The 22,880-nt window shown below is 71.9% G+C and carries 21 protein-coding genes and 1 pseudogene; 8 read left to right on the top strand and 14 right to left on the bottom strand.

All coding sequences use genetic code 11. The features are described 5' to 3' along the window. Nucleotides 1-118: pseudogene (locus ABD297_RS23740) on the top strand (IS30 family transposase); the annotation flags it as partial. A 56-nt stretch (nucleotides 119-174) separates the two neighbouring features. Here the strand turns inward: ABD297_RS23740 and bar are convergent. Then, entirely contained in the window at nucleotides 175-1,311 is a 1,137-nt protein-coding gene (gene bar, locus ABD297_RS17385) for a barbiturase (protein WP_344256318.1), read from the bottom strand. A 5-nt stretch (nucleotides 1,312-1,316) separates the two neighbouring features. Next, a complete protein-coding gene (gene arcC / locus ABD297_RS17380; RefSeq protein WP_344256317.1) occupies nucleotides 1,317-2,264 on the bottom strand; it encodes a carbamate kinase in 948 nt (315 codons plus the stop codon). A 224-nt stretch (nucleotides 2,265-2,488) separates the two neighbouring features. Here arcC and ABD297_RS17375 point away from each other — a divergent pair, with 224 nt between their 5' ends. After that, nucleotides 2,489-2,734: a hypothetical protein gene (locus tag ABD297_RS17375; protein ID WP_344256316.1), complete on the top strand. Its 246-nt coding sequence runs from the start codon at nucleotides 2,489-2,491 to the stop codon at nucleotides 2,732-2,734. A gap of 59 nt (nucleotides 2,735-2,793) precedes the next feature. Here ABD297_RS17375 and ABD297_RS17370 read toward each other — a convergent pair whose 3' ends face one another. The 3 genes from ABD297_RS17370 to ABD297_RS17360 are packed head-to-tail and all read right to left on the bottom strand — an operon-like array spanning nucleotide 2,794 to nucleotide 7,824. Beyond that, on the bottom strand, nucleotides 2,794-3,630 hold the full coding sequence (locus ABD297_RS17370; protein WP_344256315.1) for an SDR family oxidoreductase: 837 nt from the start codon (nucleotides 3,628-3,630) through the stop codon (nucleotides 2,794-2,796). Between the two features lie 2 nt (nucleotides 3,631-3,632). Next, entirely contained in the window at nucleotides 3,633-5,663 is a 2,031-nt protein-coding gene (locus ABD297_RS17365) for a hydantoinase B/oxoprolinase family protein (RefSeq protein WP_344256314.1), read from the bottom strand. A gap of 1 nt (nucleotide 5,664) precedes the next feature. Beyond that, nucleotides 5,665-7,824 (bottom strand): hydantoinase/oxoprolinase family protein, encoded by a 2,160-nt coding sequence (locus ABD297_RS17360; protein WP_344256313.1) that lies wholly within the window; start codon nucleotides 7,822-7,824, stop codon nucleotides 5,665-5,667. Nucleotides 7,825-8,008: 184 nt separating this feature from the next. Here ABD297_RS17360 and ABD297_RS17355 point away from each other — a divergent pair, with 184 nt between their 5' ends. From ABD297_RS17355 to ABD297_RS17330, 6 genes are all read left to right on the top strand, one after another. Further along, complete coding sequence (locus tag ABD297_RS17355; protein ID WP_344256312.1) at nucleotides 8,009-8,449, top strand: YciI family protein; 441 nt, start codon at nucleotides 8,009-8,011, stop codon at nucleotides 8,447-8,449. Beyond that, complete coding sequence (locus ABD297_RS17350; protein WP_344256321.1) at nucleotides 8,446-9,693, top strand: RNA polymerase sigma factor; 1,248 nt, start codon at nucleotides 8,446-8,448, stop codon at nucleotides 9,691-9,693. The genes ABD297_RS17355 and ABD297_RS17350 overlap by 4 nt, the downstream gene beginning before the upstream one ends. Nucleotides 9,694-9,848: 155 nt before the next feature. Then, entirely contained in the window at nucleotides 9,849-10,835 is a 987-nt protein-coding gene (locus ABD297_RS17345; RefSeq protein WP_344256311.1) for a hypothetical protein, read from the top strand. A gap of 13 nt (nucleotides 10,836-10,848) precedes the next feature. Next, entirely contained in the window at nucleotides 10,849-11,403 is a 555-nt protein-coding gene (locus tag ABD297_RS17340) for an RDD family protein (RefSeq protein WP_344256310.1), read from the top strand. A 106-nt stretch (nucleotides 11,404-11,509) separates the two neighbouring features. Beyond that, complete coding sequence (locus tag ABD297_RS17335) at nucleotides 11,510-12,262, top strand: hypothetical protein (RefSeq protein WP_344256309.1); 753 nt, start codon at nucleotides 11,510-11,512, stop codon at nucleotides 12,260-12,262. Next, nucleotides 12,259-12,642 carry a winged helix-turn-helix domain-containing protein gene (locus ABD297_RS17330; RefSeq protein WP_344256308.1) on the top strand — a complete coding sequence of 128 codons (384 nt, stop codon included), beginning with the start codon at nucleotides 12,259-12,261 and terminating at the stop codon, nucleotides 12,640-12,642. The genes ABD297_RS17335 and ABD297_RS17330 overlap by 4 nt, the downstream gene beginning before the upstream one ends. Nucleotides 12,643-12,700: 58 nt before the next feature. On the opposite strand, the gene ABD297_RS17325 is transcribed toward ABD297_RS17330, so the two are convergent. The 9 genes from ABD297_RS17325 to ABD297_RS17285 form a co-directional block, all read right to left on the bottom strand. After that, the gene (locus ABD297_RS17325; RefSeq protein WP_344256307.1) at nucleotides 12,701-13,624 is read right to left on the bottom strand and encodes a carbon-nitrogen hydrolase family protein; all 924 of its coding nucleotides are present in this window, start codon (nucleotides 13,622-13,624) and stop codon (nucleotides 12,701-12,703) included. Between the two features lie 2 nt (nucleotides 13,625-13,626). Continuing rightward, nucleotides 13,627-14,286, bottom strand: coding sequence for an SRPBCC family protein (locus tag ABD297_RS17320; protein ID WP_344256306.1), 660 nt, complete (start codon nucleotides 14,284-14,286; stop codon nucleotides 13,627-13,629). Further along, nucleotides 14,283-16,715 carry an aerobic carbon-monoxide dehydrogenase large subunit gene (cutA, locus tag ABD297_RS17315; protein WP_344256304.1) on the bottom strand — a complete coding sequence of 811 codons (2,433 nt, stop codon included), beginning with the start codon at nucleotides 16,713-16,715 and terminating at the stop codon, nucleotides 14,283-14,285. Before cutA ends, ABD297_RS17320 begins: the two co-directional genes overlap by 4 nt. Then, entirely contained in the window at nucleotides 16,712-17,263 is a 552-nt protein-coding gene (locus ABD297_RS17310) for a (2Fe-2S)-binding protein (protein ID WP_344256303.1), read from the bottom strand. Before ABD297_RS17310 ends, cutA begins: the two co-directional genes overlap by 4 nt. Then, nucleotides 17,256-18,149: an FAD binding domain-containing protein gene (locus tag ABD297_RS17305; protein WP_344256302.1), complete on the bottom strand. Its 894-nt coding sequence runs from the start codon at nucleotides 18,147-18,149 to the stop codon at nucleotides 17,256-17,258. The genes ABD297_RS17310 and ABD297_RS17305 overlap by 8 nt, the downstream gene beginning before the upstream one ends. 148 nt (nucleotides 18,150-18,297) lie before the next feature. Next, nucleotides 18,298-19,794, bottom strand: coding sequence for a uracil-xanthine permease family protein (locus tag ABD297_RS17300; RefSeq protein ID WP_344256301.1), 1,497 nt, complete (start codon nucleotides 19,792-19,794; stop codon nucleotides 18,298-18,300). 199 nt (nucleotides 19,795-19,993) lie between these two features. After that, nucleotides 19,994-20,158 carry a hypothetical protein gene (locus tag ABD297_RS17295; RefSeq protein WP_344256300.1) on the bottom strand — a complete coding sequence of 55 codons (165 nt, stop codon included), beginning with the start codon at nucleotides 20,156-20,158 and terminating at the stop codon, nucleotides 19,994-19,996. After that, the gene (locus ABD297_RS17290; protein ID WP_344256298.1) at nucleotides 20,155-20,952 is read right to left on the bottom strand and encodes a type IV toxin-antitoxin system AbiEi family antitoxin domain-containing protein; all 798 of its coding nucleotides are present in this window, start codon (nucleotides 20,950-20,952) and stop codon (nucleotides 20,155-20,157) included. The genes ABD297_RS17295 and ABD297_RS17290 overlap by 4 nt, the downstream gene beginning before the upstream one ends. Nucleotides 20,953-21,093: 141 nt before the next feature. Then, complete coding sequence (locus ABD297_RS17285; RefSeq protein ID WP_344256297.1) at nucleotides 21,094-22,821, bottom strand: helix-turn-helix domain-containing protein; 1,728 nt, start codon at nucleotides 22,819-22,821, stop codon at nucleotides 21,094-21,096. Nucleotides 22,822-22,880 lie beyond the last annotated feature (59 nt).

Here is a 22,880-nt window from a genome sequence, read left to right as displayed (position 1 = left end):
TAGCCAAGCCGACCTCGACGAGGTCGCCCGCGAGCTCAACGGGCGCCCCCGTGAAACCCTGAACTGGAGAAACCCCGCCGAAGCCCTCAACCACCACCTCGTTGCAACAGCTCTTTGAAACCGCCCTCGCTCGGGTGGGCCGAACACGGCCTCTCGACGGTTGAGGGTATCGGGTCAGCGGGTCCAGCGGTAGCCGGTGGGCTCGCCCTCGCCGAGGTCGACGATCGCGGCGACCGGGCCGCCGCCGTCGGGGCCCTGGTGCGCGGCCGACACCGACACGAAGACGGCCGGGTCGCCCGTCACCGACGCCGTGACGCCGCCGACGGCCGACTTGATCTGGCGGTGCCAGTGCACGTCGGAGTCGTCGAGCATGGCGTTGCGCCGCCCGTGGACGGTGCCGTCCTGGCTCACCTCGCACTTGAGGAAGACGTTGACGAGGCGGCCCTGGATGTCGCTGGTGTGCGGACGCTCGGGCAGGTCGAGGCCCGCGTCCTTGATGGCGCCCCACACGCCGTCGGCGTCGAGGGCGTCCTGCATGACGGAGTGCCCGATCCGGTAGCGGCCACCGACGCCCTTGGCGTTGCCGACCACGACGACCTGCGCCTGGTCGAGCTCGACGCCCGAGCTGCACGACGCGACGGAGGAGAAGAGCGAGCGGTTGTGCATGATGTCCGCGTCGGTCGGCATCTCGATCTCGCCGAGGGCCACGGCGATGCCGAGACCGGTCGTGCCGTTGGAGAGGTCCATCGACTCGTGCGTGTGCTCGGTCCAGACCTCGTGGCCGCGGGACTTCGCGTCGCGGATCGTGTGGATCGTCAGCAGCGGGGTCTTCGTCTGGACGTAGTGCACGTCCGCCGGGTCGGTGATGCCGGCGCGCTCCATGGCGACCTTCACCGCGTCGGCCACCTTGGTGACCATGGCGACGTAGCCGATCTCCTCGGGCTTGATCGGCTCGCTCATCGCGAAGCCGACGGTGAGGCGCGGCTCGTCTGACTGCTCGGCCTTGTCGGCCGGGACGGTCGCGAAGATCGTGGCGTGAGGGCTGATGATGCCGTCGGTGCCGCCGGACCAGACGATCGGGACCTGCTTGACCTGCTCGGCCGGGGCGCCCTTCTCGACGAGGACCTCACGGAAGGCGCGGTCGGCGATGATCCGGGTGTAGTCGTTGACGCCGCCGTTGCCCTCCGTCTTGCCGATGATGGCGATGACGCGGCTCGCCTCCATGACGCCGTCGTCGATGAGCTTCGCGAGCTCCGACGCGTCGGCGACCGAGTGGATGGGGACCTTGCGCACCTCAATGGCTTCGGGCACGTGAATCACCTTTCTCTTTCAGGGTTTTCGATAACGGTCCCCACATGGCCGTCGATGGCCGGGGCGAGCTGGTCGAGGGCTGTGATGATCGAGCGCGAGCCTCCCGAGCGGACGAAGCGGAGCGCCGCCTCGACCTTCGGGCCCATGGAGCCCGACGCGAAGTGGCCGTCGGCGGCATACGCCTCCATCTCCGCGAGCGTGACCCGGCCGATGTCGTGGGCCTCGGGCGTGCCCCAGGCGGCGACGGCGTGGGCGACGTCGGTGGCGATGACGAGCACGTCGGCGTGGACGGCCCGGGCGAGCAGGGCTGCCGTGAGGTCCTTGTCGATGACGGCCTCGACGCCGTGGACCGCGCCGTCGCCGTCGCGCACGACGGGGATGCCCCCGCCGCCGGCCGTGACGACGACGTAACCGGCGGCGAGGAGTGTGTGGAGCGTGTGCGTCTCGAGGACCTCGACGGGCTCGGGGGAGGCGACGACGCGACGCCAGCCCTTGTCGCCACGGTCCTCCCAGCGCTCGCCGTGGTCGATGAGCGTCTGGGCCTGCTCGCGGGGGAGGAAGCGCCCGATCGGCTTCGTCGGGTGCGTGAAGCCGGGGTCGTCGGCGTCGACGAGCGTGCGCGTGATGATGGCGGCCACGGGGCGCTCGACGCCGCGGGCGGCGAGGGCGGTCTCGAGCGTGTCGAGCAGGGTGAACCCGATCGTCCCCTGCGTCTGGGCGCCGCACCAGTCGAGCGGCACCGGCGGCACGACGTGCGCGGCGAGCTCGTTCTTGACGAGCAGGTTGCCCACCTGGGGTCCGTTGCCGTGCGTCACGACGACCTCGTGGCCGGCCGCGACCAGCTCGGCGAGATGACGGCTCGCGCCGGCGATGGCATCGAGCTGGGCCTGTGGGGTCGCGCTGCCGTCGGGTCCGATCATGGCATTGCCACCCAGCGCCACGAGCACCCTCACGGTGCGTCCTTGCCTGTTCCGGCGGTCGTCATGGCGTGAGCCTAGGGAGCGTGGCGGAGCGGGCGCGTTGTCACCTCCTGCCCAACGCGGGCCCCGACATTGGCAGATGTATGCCGTCGGGCCGGCCTCGCCGGTGGTGCCCCGTAGAGGCCGGCCGGGTACGGGGACATAATGTCGGGAGGCGCCGTCCGGTGCGCTTCGCTCGAGCCGAGAGGTGGGCCCACGTGGGTGTCGGAGTCCTGCTCGCCGTCGTGGGGGCCATCCTGACCTTCGCGGTCCGGGCCAACACGTCGGTCATCAGCCTGCCCATCGTCGGGATCATCCTCATGGTCGCGGGGGCCGGCATCATCTGGCACGCCCGCAAGGGCACGCAGCGCCAGCGCATCATCACGCGCGAGGAGCGTCCGAGCGGCGCGAGCACGCCCACGAGCACGGTCCGTCAGACCATCGAGGAACGCGACATCGACTGACCCGGGCCGGTGCCGGTCGATCCGGGCCGACCGGGGCACCTGGGCTGCGAGGCGCTTCCTCAGGAGGCGACGAGTGCCTGCGCCCACGTCCGCGGCTCGCGGCCCAGCAGGCGTCGCAGCGTCGCCGGGTCGCCGACGAGGCCGGCGCGGTCGTAGGCCGCGAACATCGCCAGCAGGTCGTCGCGGGCCTGCGCGGTGAGGGAGGTGCCGGGCCCGGCGACCCAGTCGTCGAGCGCGACGTGGCTGACCTCGACGCGACGTCCGAGCAGGTCCGTCGCGACGTGGGCCTGGTCGCGCACGGAGAGCACCTCCGGGCCGGCGAGCTCGTAGGTGAGGCCCTCGTGACCGGGGCGGGTGAGGACGGTTGCCGCGACCTCGGCGACGTCCCCGAGGTCGACGTTCGTGAACGGTGAGTCGAGCGAGTAGGGCACCGAGAGTCGCCCTGCGAGAACCGCGTCGACGAGGTTCTGGTGGTATGCCGCGGGGCGCAGCGCCGTGGCCCCGGGCAGGTGGGCGCGCACGACCTTCTCGGCTGCCGCCTTGCGCAGGTGGTGCGGCATCGAGGCGTCGTCCGGGTGCAGCACCGAATGGAAGACGAAGCGGGACAGGCCTGCCCGTGCGGCGGCACCGGCGACGCGGTCCGCGATGCCGACCTCGTCGGGGTGCACGTTCGGCGCCAGGTGGTAGATCGCGTCGACACCCACGACGGCCTCGTCGAGACCCGACCCCGTCTCGAGGTCAACGACCGAGATCGACCGGGCCCCAACGGCATACGCTGTCTCGGCGCGTCGCGCCGACCGCACGGCAGCGCGCACGTCGACGCCGCGCGAGGTGAGGGCGGCCGTGACGGCGCGACCGGTCTTGCCGGCCGCGCCGATCACGAGGACCGTCGTCATGGTCAGACCCAGTCGACATCCGCCGCCGTCTGTCCGGCGGCGAGCGTCGCGTAGCCGGGGCCACGGTCGAAGAACGGCTGCTCGTCGGCCCGGTCGGCCCACAGCCGCTCCCGCAGCGCGTCGGACGCGGCCGTGTCGATGACGGGGCTCTCGAGGTCACCGGTGGCCACGACGCCGTAGTCGCGGCGTGCGCCGTCGAACGACACCTTGCCCCAGCGGAGGTCGCGCTCGACCTCGTCGTACGGGCGGTCGAGGGGGTCGCCCCAGCCGCCACCACCGGTCGTGCGGATGCGGATCACCTGGCCGGCCTTGACGACCTCGGCGTCGGCGAGGGCGTCGACGGTGCGCTCCTCGGGTCCCCCCACGTCGACGGTCACCTCGAAGGGGCGACCGGCCTTGCCGCCCTTGACGCCCCAGCAGGCGAGGATCGAGCGGTCGGCGATGGACATGAAGTGCGCGTCCTTGAGCATGCGGATGTGCTTCTCGTAGCCGAGACCGCCGCGGTGGCGACCCGCGCCGCCCGAGTCGACGGCGAGGCCGAGCCGCTCGACGATGAACGGGAAGCGGCTCTCGGTGAACTCGGTCGGCAGATTGCGGCTGTCGGGCACGACGTGGATCGTGTCCTCGCCGTCGGCGTAGTAGCGGCCGCCCGAGCCGCCACCGAGCACCTCGCGCATGAGGTAGTCGTTGCCGTCGCGGTCCTTGCCGTAGACGCCGGTGTAGCGGATCGTCTCCTGGTCGGCGGGCATCTTGCCGTCGACCGCCTTGGCGACGACGCCGGCGAGCACACCGAGCAGTCGCAGGATGACGAAGGTGCGGGCGTTGGTCGGCGCCGGGTAGATCGGCGTGAGCAGCGTGCCCTTCTCGGGGAACTTCATCTCGATGAGGGGCACGATGCCCTCGTTGACGTCGAGCTCGGCCATCCGCTCGGGGGTGTCGGCGAGGTTGCGCAGGATCGGCGCGAGCCACTTCTTGAGGAAGTTGCCGCCGACGTAGTCGCCGCAGTGGTTGATCGGGCCCTTGGCCTGCTTGGCGGTGCCGGTGAAGTCGATGATGAGCTTCGGACCGCCGTCGCCGGGGCCGGGGCCTCCGGTCGAGACCTTCGTCAGGGTGATCCGCTGCGTGTGCAGCATCGGCTCGTCGACGCCGTCGTGCTCGGCGTAGTCCTCCCAGACGTAGGTGCCGTCGGGGATCTTGCTGAGGATCTCGCGGCGGTAGGTCTCGGTGGTCTTGTCGAGGATGGCGTCGAAGGCGGCCTCGATGGTGTCGCGGCCGTAGCGCTCGAAGAGCTCGCCGAGCCGGCGGGCGCCCATGAGGCAGGCCGAGCACTCGGCGTCGAGGTCGGCGGCGAGGCTGTCGGGCATCCGGCTGTTGCGCGTCATGATGCGCAGGGCCGCCTGGTTGGGGACTCCCTTGTCCCACAGCTTGATCGGCGGGACCGAGAGCCCCTCCTCGAACACCGTCTGCGCGTTGCTCGGCATCGAGCCGGGCACGGCGCCACCGATGTCGTCGTGGTGGCCGAACGCCTGGACGAATGCGACGACCTCGCCGCCGGAGAAGACGGGGACGGTGACGCAGAGGTCGGGCAGGTGGCCGATGCCGCCCTCGGACTCGTAGACGTCGTTGTGGAAGAAGACGTCGCCCACGCTCATCTCCGACAGCGGGAAGTCGCGCGCGATGGGGTGCACGAGCGCGCTGTAGGAGCGGCCGGTGAGCTTGCGCAGCTGACGGTCGTGGATGCCGGCCCGGAAGTCGTGCGCGTCGCGGATCATGGGGGACCGGGACGTGCGCGCGATGGCCGTCTCGACCTCCATCTCGACGCTGGCGAGCGTGCCCTCGACGATCTCGACGAGGATCGGGTCGACCGAGCTGCCCTCGGGCGTGAGGCGGTTGCCGTGCTCGTATGCCGTGGGGAGCCCAGCCGGGTTCACCGCGGCGCCGTCGTGGGTGGCCGAGGCGTCAGGGTGCTGCGAGCCGGTGGCGGCGTCGACGGGGGCGAGGCGGGTCGCTGCGGTCTGGCAGGAGAAGCACATGTCAGGCCTCCGTGGTGTTGGTCTGAGCGGTGACGGTCCGGGCGGTGTCGGCGTCGGCGCTCTTGGTGATGACGAGGTTGCCGAGCGTGTCGACGCGGACGACGAAGCCGGGGTGGACCGGCACCGTGGAGCCGAACTCCTCGATGACCGCCGGGCCCTCGATCGCGTCGCCGGCCAGGAGCTCGGGCCGCCACCAGACGTCGGTGTCGACGTAGCCGACCTCGGCGTCGAAGCAGACCGGTCGGACCGAGCGGTGCGCGCGTTCGCGCACGTCCGCGGCCCCGTCGGACGGCGCGAGGTCGCGCAGCTCCGGGCGCGTGATGGGACCGACCCCGGTGACCCGGAGGTTGACCCACTCGACCTGCTGGGTCGGGTCGTCCCGGAAGTCGTAGCCGTAGAGAGCGCGGTGCTCGTCGTGGAAGCGCGAGGCGACACCTGCGGCATACGCCTCGTCGACGTCACCCTCGGGAGCGGCGACGCGGACCTCGTAGGCCTGGCCGAAGTAGCGCAGGTCGACGGTGCGCGTGTAGCGGTGCGCCTCGCGCGGGAAGCCCTCGGCGTCGAGGGCGCTCGCGGCCTTGGCCGTCAGGTCGTCGAACGTCTTCTGCACGGCGGCGTGGTCGAGCGCGTGGTGGCGCGCGACGGACGTCTGGACGTAGTCGTTCTTGACGTCGACGGTGAGCAGGCCGAAGGCGGAGACGTTGCCGGGGTTCTGCGGCACGACGACCCCGGCGAGCCCGAGGATGTCGACGAGGCGGCAGGCCAGGAGCGAGCCCGACCCGCCGAAGGTGGCGAGCATGAAGTCGCGCACGTCGAGTCCGCGCTTGACGCTGACCTGGCGCAGCGCGTTGGCCTGGTTCCACGCGGAGATCTCGAGGATGCCGGTGGCGCAGCGCTCGAAGTCGAGGCCGAGTCGCGCTGCGAGCTCGGTGATCCCGCCTCGCGCGGCCTCGACGTCCAGGGGGATCTCGCCACCCAGGAGGTGCGGGGGGATGCGTCCGAGCGTCACGTGGGCGTCGGTGATCGTCGGCTCGGTGCCGCCCTTGGCGTAGCAGAGCGGGCCGGGGTCGGCGCCGGCCGACTGCGGGCCGACCTTGAGCGAGCCCTCGGGGGAGATCCACGCGATGGAACCGCCGCCGGCACCCACGGTGACGACGTCGATCATCGGGATCTTGCTCGGGTAGGCGCCGACGGTGCCCTCGGTCGTCAGCGTCGGCTCACCGGCGAGGACGACGGACACATCGGTCGACGTGCCTCCGCCGTCGCAGGTGAGCACCTTGTCGAAGCCGGCGCGACCGGCGATGAGCCCGGCGCCGAGCGCCCCGGCGGCCGGTCCCGACAGGACGGTCGTGATCGGCTGGTGCACGACCTCGTCGGCCGAGAGCACGCCGCCGTTGGACTTCATGATGTAGAAGGGCAGCTTCTCGCTGCTGCCGACGAACTCGTCGAGCCGGTGGTGGATGTTGGCGACGTAGCGCGAGACGTTGGGCTTGACTGCGGCGTCGACGAGGGTCGTCATGGACCGCTCGTACTCGCGGTACTCACGCAGCACCTCGGAGCTGATCGAGACGATGGCCTCGGGGTGCTCGCGGCGCAGCACCTCGCGCATCGCCAGCTCGTGGCTGTCGTCGGCGTAGGAGTGCAGGAAGCAGACGGCGATGGTGGTGATGCCGCGCTCCTTGAACCAGCGCGCGACGGCGACGGCCCGCTCCTCGTCGAAGGGACGGACCTCGTTGCCCTCGAAGTCCATCCGGCCGCCGACGGTCTTGACGTAGTCGGCCGGGACGATGCGCGGGGGCTTGACCCAGAAGTAGGAGTTGCCGTAGCCGTCGGGCACCGCCTGGCGGGCGATCTCGAGGATGAACTCGTAGCCCTCGGTCGTGACGAAGCCGAGCGCCTCGACCTTGCCCTCGAGCAGCTTGTTCGTCGCCACGGTCGTGCCGTGCGAGACGGCGCTGATGTCGTCGCCGCTCGCGCCCATGAGGTCGAGGACCTTGCGGACGCCCGTGAGGAAGCCGTCGGCGGGGTTGCTCGGGGTGGAGGGGGTCTTCGTCGTGACGAGCTCGCCCGAGTCCTCGTCGAGGGCGACGACGTCGGTGAACGTGCCGCCGGTGTCGATGCCGATGCGGATCCGGCGGCCGGGGGAGGTGCTCGCTGTCATGGTGAGGATTCAACCGGCGCGGGCGGTCGGCGGGCGTTGGCACATCGTGCCAACACCTGCCCCGATCTGGGCCAATCCTCGCCAGAACCGTGTCCGGGGCGCGGTGCGACGTCGAGGGCGCGTCGTCTGCTCCGTCCCCGGGGTGAGCGTGCCACGCTGGCACGACGTGACGAAGGAGCAGGCCATGACGCAGTACCTGATCGGTGTCGACTTCCAGCCGGGGGACGACGAGGCCCCGATGTCTGACTGGACCCCCGAGGAGGTCCAGGCGCACCTCGACTACTACGGCGAGCTCCTCGGGGAGCTCGAGGCCAACGGCGAGCTCGTCTCCTCGACCATCCTCACCGGCCCCGACCTCGCGAAGATCGTTCGCTCGGACGGCGCGGCGCCGGTGGTGACCGACGGGCCGTTCCAGGAGTTCAAGGAGTGGCTCGCCGGCTTCCAGGTCGTCGAGGTCGACTCGGAGGAGCGTGCCCTCGAGATCGCGTCGCGCATGTCGGCCGTGCCCGGGCGCGGTGGCGTGCCGACCCGCCAGCCGATCCACGTGCGCCAGGTGATGGAGCAGACGCCGTCGAACCCCGAGGAGATGGACGCCTTTCTCCGCACGGCGGGCTCGACGCCCTGACCGCAGACCCGGCCGTCGACGACCTGCTGCGCACCCTGGCGCCGCAGGTCGTCGGCATCGTCAGCCGCAGGTTCGGCGACTTCGACTCGGCCGAGGACGCCGTGCAGGAGGCACTGCTCACGGCTTCGCGCCGGTGGCCGGTCGACGGGCTGCCCGACGAGCCGCGCGCGTGGCTCGTGACCGCGGCTTCCCGCCGCCTCGTGGACGTCTGGCGCAGCGACGCCGCCCGGCGCGAGCGCGAGGCCCGCGTCATCGCCTGGGAGGTGCCGGCACGTGACCCGGTCGGTCACGACGACAGCCTCACCGTCCTGCTCATGTGCTGCCACCCGTCGCTCACACCGGCGTCGGCGATCGCGCTCACGCTGCGCGCCGTGGGCGGTCTCACGACGGCCGAGATCGCACGGGCCTTCATCGTGCCCGAGGCCACCATGGCCCAGCGGATCAGCCGTGCCAAGGCGACCGTGCGCGCCTCCGGCGAGCCCTTCCGTATGCCGTCCGGTGACGACCGTGACGCCCGTGTGCGCTCCGTCCTGCACGTCCTCTACCTGATCTTCAACGAGGGCTACGCGAGCACCCACGGCGACACCGTGCAGCGGGTCGAGCTCTCCCGCGAGGCGATTCGCCTGAGCCGCCTCCTCGTGGCCGGCGTGCCCGACCATGCCGAGGCGCTCGGCCTGCTGGCCCTGATGCTGCTGCTCGAGGCTCGCGCACCGGCCCGGAGCGATGACACGGGCGCGCTCGTGCCGCTGCCCGAGCAGGACCGCTCCCAATGGGACCGGTCGCTCGTCGCCGAGGGCCTCGAGCTGCTCGGTCGGGCCATGGCGCTCGGGGTGGTGGGGGACTACCAGCTGCAGGCGGCCATCGCCGCGGTGCACGACCGGGCTCCGACGGCCGCCGACACGGACTGGGAGGAGATCCTGGCCCTCTACGGCCTGCTCGAGGAGGTCACCGGCAACCCCGTGGTGACCCTGAACCGGGCCGTGGCCGTCGCGATGGCGCGCGGCCCGCGGGCCGGCCTCGAGGTGGTCGACGAGGTCGAGGAACGACTGGGCACGACGCACCGGTGGCTCGCCGTCCGCGGGCAGTTGCTCGAGATGGCTGGGGACACCGCCGCGGCTGTCGAGCTGCTCGACCGGGCTGCCGCGACCGCGACGAACGAGGTCGAGCAGCGCCACCTCACGGCTCGAGCCGCGCGACTGCGGTCGTCGGGGTCGTCGGGGTCGTCGGGGTCGTCGGGGTCCTGAGCCGAGCGGGAGGGTCGAGCGCGTGTGGGTGGCTTCACTCGCCGAGGGTGATGCCCCGACCAGGGAGGCCGACGCATGCTGGAGGGACGACGAGCCAGACGAGTCATGGGCGCAACTGGCGTGCCCGGGCGCGCCGCAGACGATGAGGACGATGCATGGACGAGACCACGGCGGCGCACGAGGCCGGCAGGGGCGCGGCCGTTGTGCGCCACGAGCCCCTGACGCCTGCCGACATGGCCGACCTGGCCCTCGGTCTGGCATCCGTCGGGGCCGGGCTCGCCGGACGCGTCGCCGACCGCGTCCGGCCGACGGCCGTCGGGTTCGGCGTCGTCACCGGGCTCGTGACCCGACCGGTGACAGCGGTGCTGGAGCGGCTGGAGTCCAGCGCGCGTCGGTCCGACTGGTCGCAGGAGCTGCTCCGCCTCGGCCGCTCGCGACGCCGCGACCTCGACCACCGCACCCTTGACCTGGCCCGGCGCCTGGCTGCGGCCGTCGTCGAGGTCGCCCTCGACCTCGTCGACGTGACCGACGTCGTCATCGACCATGTCGACCTCGACGCAGTGGTGCGTGCGGTGGACCTCGACCGCGCCGTCGAGCGGGTCGACGTCGACGCCGTCGTGCGGAAGGTCGACATCGGGGCGATCCTCGAGCGGGTCGACGTGGATGCGGTGGTGGCGCGGGCGGACCTGGACCGTGCGGTCGCGCGGGTCGACATCGGGGCGATCCTCGACCGGGTCGACGTGGACGCCGTGGTGGCCAGGGTCGACATCGATGCGATCCTCGACCGGGTCGACGTGGACGCCGTGGTGGCCAGGGTCGACATCGATGCGATCCTCGACCGCGTCGACGTCGACGCGATCGCGCGCCGCCTGGACCTCGACGCCGTCGTCGCGCGCCTCGACCTCGTGGCCCTCGCCGAGTACGTCGTCGAGGGGATCGACCTCCCCGGCATCATCCAGAGCTCGTCCGGGGCGATGGCCTCGGAGAGCCTGCGCGAGGTGCGGTGGCAGGGGGTGGGCGCCGACGAGCGGGTCGCCCACGTCGTCGACCGGATGCTCCGTCGCCGGCCCCGCACGCCGGGACCCGCCCTGCCGAGCACCGAGGTCCCGGTCCGCCCGGTGATCCCCGGCACGACGGTCTGAGCGGCCCCCCGCCATGACCTCACCCTCGCCCGGACGCGGCCCGGTCTCCCGCATCGTGCTGCCCGGCCCCGCGCGCTCGGTCCAGGGTCACCGCGCCGGCATCGTCACGCGGGCCACGGCGGGCGCGGTCGACCTCGTCGTCGCCTTCGCCGCCGTGGGCGTGGGGTATGCCGTGTGGTCCGGCGCCGTCTTCGTGCTCGGACCCGCGTCGTTCCGCTTCCCCGACCCCGGCGGCCTGCGACTGCTCCTCTGCGTGCTCGGGGTGCTCACGGCATACCTCACGGCGGCGTGGGCGACCACGGGGCGCACGGTGGGCAACCGGCTGCTCGGGCTGCGGGTCGTGGGCGACGGAACGGGCGGTGTGGGGTTCGTGCGGGCCCTGCTCCGGGCGCTGCTGTGCGTGGCGTTCCCGGTCCTGCTCTTCTGGGTGCTCGTCAGCGCGGAGAACCGGTCGCTGCCGGACGTGCTGCTGCGCACCTCGGTGGTCTACGACTGGACGTCGGCAGGGCGACGCGGCCCCGAGCCGACCACGACCCCGCCGCCTATCGTGCTGCCCCACGACGAGTGACGAGCGAGGTCGACGTCGCCGAGAACTCTTGACGCCCGACTACTCTGCAATGCAGAGTTAACGCATCGAGCGCACAGGGGCGCTCCTGTGACGGAAGGACGCTCCGATGAACGAGACCAGACCCACCCCGCCGGCGCGAGCCGCTGAGGTGGCTGCCGCCGAGGACGCCCTCGCGAGCACCGAGCTGCTGCGCCGCGTCGCCCGGCGCGACACGCAAGGACTCGCCATCCCGCTGCTCGTCCTGGGCCCGCTCACCGTGGCCGCCGCTGCGCTGCAACGTCTCTGGCTGTGGTGGACGGTCCGAGACCTCGGCCCGGGGGAGAGCCGCAGCGCGACCGAGGGCGAGATGGCCTTCACGAACGTCGTCGACACGTACTGGGGCACGGTCGGCGCCCTCGGGTTGCTCGCCATCGGGCTCTGGTTCGCCGTGCGCAGCAGGCGGCTCGGTGCCGGCGCCGGACCCGGGGCCTGGGTCGCGGCGGCCGTGGCGGTCTTCGTCCTGGTGGCCTACAACGGCATCTTCGTGTGGGTCCCGTTCCTGCTGCCGCTGACGATGGTGTCGGTGCTCGCGCCCAGCGCGGTCATCGCGTTGGCGCTGCTGCTCGTTGCCTGGCGCCGGCACAACGGGCGCCTTGCCGCGTGGGCCCTGGCTTTCGGGGTGGTCACGGTGCTGGCCTCGCTCGGCTTCTTCGACAACCGGCTCTACGACCTGCTGACCCTGGTGCGGCTGCCGACCGACGTCGTCCTGGCGGTGGGTGGCTGGGGAGACCTGGTCGCCCAGGTCGCCCTCGGTGTCGCCATGGTCGTCACGGGGCTGCGGGCGCGCCGAGCGGACCAGCACGCGTCGGTCACGCCGTGAGCGCTGGCGACGCACCACCCGCCGAGGCGAACGGCAACGTGCCTGACGAGGTGCCCGAGGATGACAGGCCGCACCCGACGAGCGGGCTCGACGACGTCGTGCACCAGAAGGCTCGCCTCGGCATCCTCGCCGTGCTCGCCGAGACGGAGAAGGCCGACTTCACCTATCTCAAGAAGCTGCTCCAGCTCACCGACGGCAACCTCGGCCGCCACATCGAGGTCCTCGCCGGCAGCGGTCTCGTGCACGTCGAGAAGGGCTACGCGGGCAAGCGGCCGCGCACGTGGGTCACCATCACCAGGGCGGGGCGACGAGCCCTCGACGAGGAGATGGCCGCGATCCGAGAGCTGCTGCGGCGCTTCGAGTCCGGCGGCGCCGGCTGAGCGACAGTGCGTGGCTCAGCCGGCATCGGTGCGTGGCTCAGCCGGCGTCGGTGAGTGGCTAGCCGGCGTCGCCGCGGTGGATCGGGGCGTGCGGGAACGACGTCTCTGCCGCCCCCTCGAGCTCGGCCCGGTGGTTGCGGATGAGGTCGAGGTTGCGGTCGCGCAGGTGGTCGAAGGCCTGGCCGACGTTGGACCCGGGGGTCAGCGACGCGAGCGCGTCGGCCGGGTCGAGCCGCGCCGTCACCCACCCGGGGTGCGTCGCGGCCTTGGCGACGACGTGCCCGATCGGCGTGACGATGTGGGAGTTGCCGAAGTAGAGCACCCCGGCCGGGTCGGTCCCGACGGCGTTGGCGCCGATGACGTAGACGTGGTTGTCGTACGCGCGGGCCCGCGACGTGAGGTCCCAGATGTCGGCCGAGCGCAGCAGCGCCGAGGGCCGGCAGATGACCTCGGCGCCCTGCACCGCCTGGATGCGGGAGAGCTCGGGGTAGTCGCCGTCGAAGCAGATGATCATGCCGATGCGTCCGAGCTCGGTGTCGCACACCGTGACCGTGTCGCCCGGCGTGACCCACCCGCCGCCCGAGACGATCTCGGAGCAGAAGGGGTGCGTCTTGCGGTACGTGCCGAGCAGGTCGCCCGACGGTCCGACGAGCACCGACGAGTTGTAGACGACGCCCCGCTCGGGCCCGCGCTCGTAGGTGCCGAAGCAGACGTGCACGCCGAGCTCGCGGGCCACGGCCTGGATCGGCTCGATCATCGCCCCCGGCAGCTCGGTGACGAGGTCCCAGAGCTCCTCCTTGGAGCAGCCGGGGGTGAAGCCCGTGCTCGCCGTCTCGGGCAGCACGACGAGCTCGGCGCCCGTGGCCTCGACGCAGCGACGCGTCATCTCGACGCACGCCTCGACGTTGGCGCGGATCGTCTCGGGGGAGAGCGGAGCCGGGACGGGAGCGACCTGCACGGCCGCCGCAGTGAACGCGCGCATCGTCAGCCCTTCCGTCCGATGGCCCAGCCGACGACGACGCCCACGAGGGCGACCACGCCGCCGGTGACGACGCCGAGGGCGTACTCGCGTCCGGCGAACGCGCCTGTGGGAGTGGGCCGCCCGGCATACGACACCGGGGCACCCTCACCGCTCGGTACGGCAGGTATGCCGGGTGCCGCGGTCGCCGGGACGGCCGCGGGAGCGCTCGGGGCTGCGACACGGACGCCGGAGATGTCGGCGTCGACGGCCGAGAAGAACTGACCGGCCATCTTCTTCGTCACGCCGGCGAGCATCCGCTGGCCGACGCCGCCGATGACGCCGCCGACGGAGGCGTCGGCGTCGTAGGTGAGGTCCGTGCCGCCGCCGTTGGACGGGGCGAGGCGCACGACGACGTCGGCGTCGACGGTGCCCGGTGCGCCGGCGCCCGAGGCCTTCATCGTGAAGGAGCCCGGGTGCTGCGGGTCGCGCAGCGAGACCTCGCCGTCGTAGGTGCCCTTGATCGCGGCGACGCCGGCCGTGACGGTCATGGCGTAGTGGTCGGGACCGAGCTCGGTCAGGCGCTCGCAGCCCGGCAGGCAGCGCGCGAGCACGGCCGGGTCGTGGAAGGCGTCCCACACCTGCTGCGGGTCGGCCGCGAGGGTGGCGGATCCGGTGATCTTCATGCGGTCGGCTCCTTCGATGACGTGCGTGAGAGGCGGTGCAGTGACGGGATCTCGCCGTCGGCGTGGCGGCGGCGCAGCTGCCAGAGGTCGTAGGGCGAGATCGGCATCCGGGTGATCGGGAAGCCCTCGGCGTCCTCGATCGCCGAGGCGATGACGGCCGACACGGGGATGCAGCCCGCCTCGCCGGCGCCCTTGATGCCCAAGGGGTTCAGCGGGCTGGGCGTCTCGAGGTGGTCGGCCTCGATGGTCGGCACCTCGGACGCGTAGGGCATGAGGAAGTCCATGAAGCTCGCGTTGAGCAGCTGTCCGGACTCGTCGTAGGCCATCCGCTCGTAGAGCGCGCCACCGACGCCCTGCGCGACGCCGCCGTGCACCTGCCCCTCGACGATCATCGGGTTGATCATCGTGCCGCAGTCGTGGATGACGCAGTAGCGCAGGATCTTGATCTCGGCCGTCACCGGGTCCGTCTCGACGATCGCTGCGTGCATGCCGTTGGCGAAGGTGGCCTGGGTGGGCGAGTAGAAGCCCTTCCCCTCGAGGCCCGGCTCCTCGCCCTCGGCGACCGGCGGCTTGTCGGGGTCGAAGGTGCCGGCGAACTGGGTCGCGGCCTTCGCCGCCTCGTCGAACGCGTAGCGCAGCGGGTTGGACAGGACCGAGACCGTGCCGAGGCTCATCGACGTCGCGGGCGCGCCCTTGACGCGCACCTCGCCCTCGACGATCTCGAGGTCCTCGGGCGAGACCTCCAGCGCGTCGGCGGCGATCCGCAGGGCCTTCTCGCGGACCTTGCGGGCGCCGAGGGCGATGGCGCTGCCGCTCATGACCGCGGCGCGCGACGCGAAGGTGCCCACGGCATACGGCATCTTGCGGGTGTCGCCCGTCGTGACGTGGACGTCCTCCATGCGCACGCCGAGCTCCTGGGCGACGATCTGCGCGAAGACCGTCTCGTGACCCTGGCCCTGGGAGGTCAGGCCGGTCGAGACGTTGACCCGGCCGCTCGTCTCGACCTGGATGTGGCCGCCCTCGTAGGGGCCGACGCCGGTCCCCTCGACGTAGCAGCCGATCCCGAGGCCCACCTTGCGGCCCTCCGCCTCGGCGTCGCGACGGTAGTCGGCGAAGTCGTCCCAGCCGACCAGCTTCCTCAGCTTGTCGAGGCTCGCCGGGAAGTCGCCCGAGTCGTACTTGAGCGGGCGGCCGTCCTGGAAGAGCAGGCCGTGGTCCCAGGGCATCTCGGTCGGGAGGATGAAGTTCCGGGAACGCACCTCGGCGCGGTCGAGACCGAGCTCGTCGGCGATCGCGTCCATGGTGCGCTCCATGGCGAAGACGCCCTGCGGGCGGCCGGCGCCGCGGTACGGCGTCACGAGGACGGTGTTGGTGTAGAGCGACCAGAACTCGCAGCGGTAGGTGCCCGGCTTGTAGGGGCCGAGCAGCTGGGTGCTCGTGATGATCGGGACGATGATCCCGTAGGGGGTGTAGGCGCCGTTGTCGTGCCAGAACTTCACGTCGAGCGCGAGCAGGTGGCCCTCGTCGTCGAACCCGACGGTGACGCGCTGGAGCTGGCCGCGCTCGTGGGCCGAGGAGATGAAGTGCTCGCGGCGGTCCTCGGCCCACTTGACCGGCCGGCCGAGCAGGCGGGCCGCCCAGGGGACGAGCACCTCCTCGGGCCAGGGGTGCATGATCTTGACGCCGAAGCCGCCGCCCACGTCGGGCGCGATGCACTCCACCTTGGCCAGCGGCAGCTCGAGCCGGGCGGCCACGGCGGCCCGGACGCCGGTGGACGTCTGCGTCGAGGAGTACATCCGCAGCTCGCCGCGCTCGGTGTCCCAGCGGGCGTAGACGCCCTTGCCCTCCATCGGCATGCAGGCGCTGCGCTCGATGTCGAGGTCGAGGGTCAGCGTGTGCGGCGCGGCCGCCATGGCCGCGTCGACGTCGCCGACCTCCTGCACCATGTGGGCCGCGACGTTGCCGGGCACGTCGTCGTGCACGAGCAGGTCGCCGTCCCGGGCGTGCTCGATGCCGACGACCACGGGCAGCGTCTCGTAGCTGACGCGGATGCGCTGGCAGGCGTCCTCGGCGACGTAGCGGTCGGTCGCGACGACCATGACGACGGCCTCGCCGACGTGGTTGACCTCGTCCTTGGCGAGCGCGTAGCCCGTGCGGCCGTGGGTCAGGGTGGGGTGCGGGATGAGCAGCGGCATCGGCTCGCCGACGCTGGTGGGCAGGTCCTCGTGGACGTAGATGCCGACGACGCCCTCGACCTCGATGGCGTCGGACGCGTCGATGTCGACGATGCGGGCGTGGGCGTGCGGGCTGCGCACGAAGGCGGCGGCCAGGGCGTCGTGGCCGAGGTCGTCGAGGTAGCGGCCACCGCCGGTGACGAGGCGCGGGTCCTCCTTGCGCCTGATCGGCGCGCCGAACATCTGCGTCGTCATGCCTGCTCCTCGCCCGACGCGCCCTCGGCGCGCTCGGCCCTGATCTCGGCGGCACGCAGCACGCTCTTGACGATGTTCTGGTAGCCGGTGCAGCGGCACAGGTTGCCCGAGATCGCTTCTCGCGCCTGCTCGCTCGTCGGCGACGGGTTCTCCTCGAGGTAGGCCGTGACGGTCGTGAGGAAGCCCGGGGTGCAGAAGCCGCACTGGAGGCCGTGGCACTCGGCGAAGGCCTGCTGGACCGGGTTCATCGACTCTCCGGTCGGGGCCACGCGGGCGTCCGGCCTCGAGCAGAGCCCCTCGACGGTGGTGATGGCGTGGTCCTGGGCGGTCACGGCGAACATGAGGCACGAGCGCATCGGCTGGCCGTCGACGAGGACGGTGCAGGCGCCGCAGACGCCGTGCTCGCAGCCGACGTGGGTGCCGGTGAGCTCGAGGTCGTGGCGGAGGAAGTCCGACAGCAGGCGCCGCGCCGGCACGGCGGCCGAGTGGCGCACCCCGTTGACCGTGACCGTCACGTCGTGGAGGGTCTCGCTCGTCGTCTCAGTCATCGCTGGCTCCTGCGGTCGTGGCGCGGTCGGCGGCCTGGGGGAGGACCCGGCGGGTCAGCTCCGTGACGAGCATGCGCCGGTAGTCGGCGCCGGCGTGGATGTCGCCCTCGGGCTCGACGTGGTCACGCACCGCCTCGGCGGCGTCGTCGAGGGCAGCGACCCACGCGCCCGACCCCGGTTCGACGCCACCGAGCGCCGGCCCCAGGTCGAGCACCGAGGGCACGTCGGTGACGGAGACGAACGAGGCGCGCGCACCCGACACGACGCCGTCGGAGACGGTGACCGCGACCCCTACGCCGGCCATGGCGTAGTCGCCGTGCCGGCGCGCCGCCTCGGTGAACGCGGTCCCGGTGCCGGCGGGGAAGCGGCCGAAACGCACCGCCACGGCGAGCTCCTCGGCGGCGAGCGAGGTCTCGAGCGCACCGAGGAAGAAGTCGGACCACGCGATCTCGCGCGACCCGGCCGGGCCCGCGACCTCGACGACGCCGTCGGTCAGGGCCAGGATCGCCGGCATCTCACCGGCCGCGTCGGCGTGCGCGATGGAGCCGACCGTCGTGCCACGGTTGCGGATCGCGGGGTGGGCGACGTTGACGAGCGCCTGGCGCAGGAGGGGGAGGGCGGCATACGCGCTCTCGGATCGCTCGAGGCCGGCGTGGCGCACGAGGGCGCCCACGCGGACGGCCTCGGGCGTCACCTCGACGGTGTCGAGCTCGGCGACGCGGTTGATGTCGACGAGGTGCGCCGGCGAGGCCAGGCGCATGTTGAGGATCGGGATGAGGCTCTGACCGCCGGCGAGGACCTTGCCGTCGTGTCCGACCTCGGTGAGGACGGCGACGGCCTGCTCGACGGTGAGCGGTGCGTGGTGCTCGAAGGGGGCGGGCTTCACCGAACCGATCCTGCCTTCCGACCCCGGGTGGGGACTAGTGATCGTTGTGCATCGCTGCACGTGGGCTTTTGGCAACTTATGCCGTGAACGACCGTGGGCCCCCGATCCGAGATCGGAGGCCCACGGGCCGGTGCTCAGGTGTGCTGGTTCAGCGGCGGCGCAGGTCCGGTCCGCCCGGCTGGTCCTGGTAGAGGTCGTCGATGCCGTCGGCGTCGCCGTAGTCCCCTTCCCGTTCACCCAGCGAGATCATCGTGCCTCGTGCGGCGTCGGCGCGTTCACGCAGGTCGGCCGGAGCCAGGGCACGGGCGACGTGGAAGGCCACGACGGCCACGATCGTGCCGAGGGCGATGCCGCCGAGCGAGAAGTCCGAGCTGAAGACGAGCGACACGTTGCCGATGCCGATGACGATGCCCGCCGCGACCGGGACGAGGTTGATCGGGTTGCCGAAGTCGACCCCGTTCTCCTTCCAGATCTTCGCGCCGAGCAGGCCGATCATGCCGTAGAGCACGACCGTGATGCCGCCGAGGACGCCGCCGGGCACCGAGGCGACGAGGGCGCCGAACTTCGGCGAGAGGCCGAAGATGATCGCGACCACCGCGGCGACGTAGTAGGCCGCCGTCGAGTAGACACGGGTGGCCGCCATGACGCCGATGTTCTCGGCATACGTCGTCGTGGGCGAGCCACCGACGGAGCTGGCGATGACGGTGCCGATGCCGTCGGCGGCGATGGCGCGGCCCATGTAGGGGTCGAGGTTCGTCTTGGTCATCTCGGCGACTGCCTTGACGTGGCCGGTGTTCTCGGCGATCAGCGCGATGACGGCCGGGAGCACGAGCAGGATCGCCGCGATGGAGAACGACGGGGCGTGGATGCCGACCATGGCCTTGCCGTCAGGACCGGGCGTGCCCGTCGACGGCGGGAGGCCGAACCAGGGCTGGGCGGCGAGGTTGTCGAAGTTCGTGCGGAAGTGCGTCGTGATCTTGCCGGCGCCCGCGTCGAACGAGGTGATCTGGCCGAACATCTTGTCGAAGAGCCACGAGATGATGTAGCCGAAGACCAGCGCGAGGAAGACCGCGATGCGGCTGACGAAGCCCTTGAAGGCGACGGCACAGATGATGGTGAACGTCATGACGAGTAGCGCCACCCACTGGTCCTGGGGCCAGTAGATGCTGGCCACGACCGGCGCGAGGTTGAAGCCGATGAGCATGACGACCGCGCCCGTCACGACCGGCGGCAGCACCTTGTGCAGCACCGACGAGCCGAGGAAGTGGATCGCCACACCGACGAGCGCGAGCACGACGCCGGCGACGAGGATCGCACCGGTCACCTGCTGGGACGTGCCACCCTGGGCGCGGATGGCCGCGACGGCACCGACGAAGCTCGCCGACGTGCCGAGGTAGCTGGGGACCTTGCCGTTCACGATCAGCAGGAAGCAGATCGTGGCGATGCCGCTCATCATGATCGCGAGCTGGGCGTTGAGGCCCATGATCAGCGGGAAGACGAACGTCGCACCGAACATCGCGACGACGTGCTGCGCTCCGAGGCCGATCGTCTTGCCCCACGACAGTCGTTCGTCAGGGGCGACGACGTCGTCGGGGCCCATCGTCTTGCCGTCCCCGTGCAGTTTCCAGCCCAAGCCCAAAGCCATTCCGACTCCTATGGTTGCCCCATGCGGTGATGTGGGTCACGTCCCACTCCGGGATGGCCGAAAACTACTACCCCCTCAGGGGATTGCGTTCGTCAAACGTTGATACACGCCGCCGGAGGCCCACTGGCAGGAGATGACGTATGCCGTGTGCCCGGGGCGGAGTGGCCGTTCAGCGGCCGTCGTGGATGTTCGCACCCCGTCACGGGGGTGTGAAGTTCCACGTCGACCCGGCAGCAAGCGTGCACTCCGGGCCGCAGCGGCGTGGACGACCGGCCCAGCCGCGGTCGCGCAGCACCTGGGACACCTCGCCGGCGAGGGCGCACGCGGTCGGCAGGAGGTCGGTCCAGTAGCACCGGACCGTCACCCGCCCGGAACCCAGGGTGCGCCGGTCACGGCGGCCGTCACGCTGGACGTCGGCCCACGCCGAGTGGCCAGTCTTCCGTCGACCTCCACGACCACGCCCCACTGGTACTCGACATCACGCCGGCCGGCCCGTCCGTAGGGCGTCTGCCGGCGCCCGCGAGGTAGACCGTGGGCCCGTTCGACGTCCCGGACGTAGCGACGTTCGGCGGGGCTCTCGCACCCATCCGCGACGTCGGTGAGGACCTCGAGGAGCAGGCTCCGGTCACGCTGGCGTGGCCGCAGCAGCACGGTGCCCCGGAGCTGTTCGGGAGTTGTCAGCCCGAGCTCGACGGCCTTGGCGGCGAGAGACATGGTGCGGTCCGTACCGGCCGCCGTGCCGAGGTCGAGCACCGTGTGCTCGACCGTCAAGCGGTGCGGCCAGGCGGCGGCATCGATCCGCTCGGAGGCATGACGACTGCGGGTGACGACGACACCGGTCGCGGGTCGCACGCGCCGCTCGGCTGGTACGACGACACGAATCGGGTCGGGAGCCTGTCGGAGCAGGCCCCAGGCGTAAGCGGCACTGCTGTGGCACAGGGCCGAGCCGTCCCCGGCGTGGAGCAGGGCGGCCACCGCACGTGTCTCCCAACCATCGCGGCCCGGCATCGTCTGGTAGACACCCGGATGCACGACCTGCCACTGACCTCTGCCGAGTCGCCATTGGACCGCCTTGGGGCTGAGGCCTCCCGCCAGGGCCTGGGCACGGCTGAGGAGGCCGGACTGACCGGCGGCCCGGGCCCGAAGCAAAGCGTCCATCGTCGTATCGTCGCCGGGTCAGGGACATGCCCGGGTGGACCTTCCACAGGGGCGGGCCCTGTGGAAGGTCACGACCCCGGGAAGGCGTGCGATGTTCCACGGCCGCGACACGGCATACGTGGCCCTCGCGTGGGGGCTGGGTCAGATGCCGCGCATCTGGTGGATCTTGAGTGCGAGGGCGAGCGTCAGGCGCAGGTCGGCGTCGGTCGTGAAGGGCCCGAGGATCTTCTCGAGCTTGCCGATGCGGTAGCGCAGCGTGTTGTAGTGGAAGAAGAGCAGGCGCGCGGTCTCGGCGACGTTCATGTTCGTGTCGATGAGGATGCTGAGGGTCTGGCGCAGCCCGGCGTACTCGGGCGAGTCGTCGGTGGCGAGCTCGCGCAGCGACTCGTGGACGAACCGGCGCAGGTCGGCGCCGTCGGGGATCAGGGCCAGCAGGCGGTAGATGCCGAGCCCGTCGACGTGGGTCAGGGCGCCGTCGCCGTGCATCTGGCGCCCGACCGTGACGGCCGAGAGGGCCTCGTCGTAGGCGTGCGGGAGGCCGGCTGGGGAGGAGATCGGCCGCGAGACCCCGGCCGAGAACGACCGCCGGCCGCCGCCGCCGTCGCCACGCACGACCCGGACGTACTCGCCGACGATCCGCATGACCTGCTCGGTCTCGGCCTCGGCAGGGACGCCGATGAGCGCGACGACCTCGCGGCTGAATCCCATGACGGGAGAACGGGCGTCGCGCACCGCGACAGCGTGGGTCCAGGCGCGGGCGAAGCGCTGCTGGAGGAAGCGCACCTCGTCGGCGTCGCGGGTGGAGCGGTCGTCGTCCTCGTCGGTCTCGGCGACGACGACGACCATGGGGCGGTCGATGTCCCAGCCGAGCGAGCTCGCGTGGGCGACCGCGTCGACGGGGGACCCAGCGCGTCCGGCGAGGGCGTCGCGGAGGAACTCGGCGCGGTACTTGCTCTCCACCGCCGAGACGGCCTGGTCCTTGGTGATGGCGAGGGCGGCGACCGTGGCCGCACGCTCGAGCAGGCGCACGTCGTCGACCGTCAGGTGCCGGTGGCTGCAGAAGGCCATGAGCACGCCGTGGTCGAGGTGGCCGGCGACGATGCGCACGGCGGACCGGTTGGCGGTCGGCCCGTCGGGGCGCGGGCCCATCGGCTCGGCCTCGGTGAGCAGGCGGCCGGTGCGGTCGAAGCACTCGAGCGACAGGGCGTGCTCGAGCTCGCGCTGCGACCCGGCGCGGGCGATGACGCGGCCGTCGGTCGTCGTCACCATGGCCGCGCCGTCGAGGAAGCCGACGACCTGCTCGCAGAGGTCGTCGAGGGAGCCGCCGGCGAGGACGATCTGCACGAGGGCCCGGTCGGCGTCCTCGAGGCGGCGCAGGATCGCCGTCTGGTGCTCGAGGATCGCGCTCAGCACCTCGGTGGTGAAGGTGGCGATGTGGTCGAGGGGCACGTCGATGAGCGGGAGCCCGGTCGACTCGGCCGCCTCGACGAGGGCCGCCAGCGCTGTGCCGCTGAGCCCCGACACGACGAGCCCGGCCGCCCCGGCTGCATCGAGGGCCGCGACGACCTCGCCGAGGGTGGCGCGGTCGCCGTCCTGGTCCGCGAGGGCCGCCGCGTCGGCGAGGACGAGCCGGTGGGTCAGCCGTGCACCGCCGCCGGCGTCGCGGACCGCCGACCGGAGCTGGGTCGTGCTGTCGACGCTGACGTCGAGGCGCCGGGCCTCCGCGCGGACGACGCCGTGGGCGGTGGCGGCGAGACCCGCGATGAGCCGCAGGGAGATGCCGGACACCTCGGGCTCGGGGTCGCCGAGCCGCCCCGCGGCTGGCAAGTCACCCTCGGGCAGAGGCGGATCGTTGGCAACTTTCACCATGAGCGCACCATACCCAGCGTCGATAGCGTCACCGCAACGGTCCGCGTCTGCGGGCGGGT

Origin of the sequence: Terrabacter carboxydivorans, from assembly GCF_039532035.1 — a bacterium.
Taxonomy (GTDB): domain Bacteria; phylum Actinomycetota; class Actinomycetes; order Actinomycetales; family Dermatophilaceae; genus Terrabacter; species Terrabacter carboxydivorans.
The sequence above is the reverse complement of the archived record's forward strand: the minus strand, read 5'-3'. Positions and strand labels throughout refer to the sequence as shown.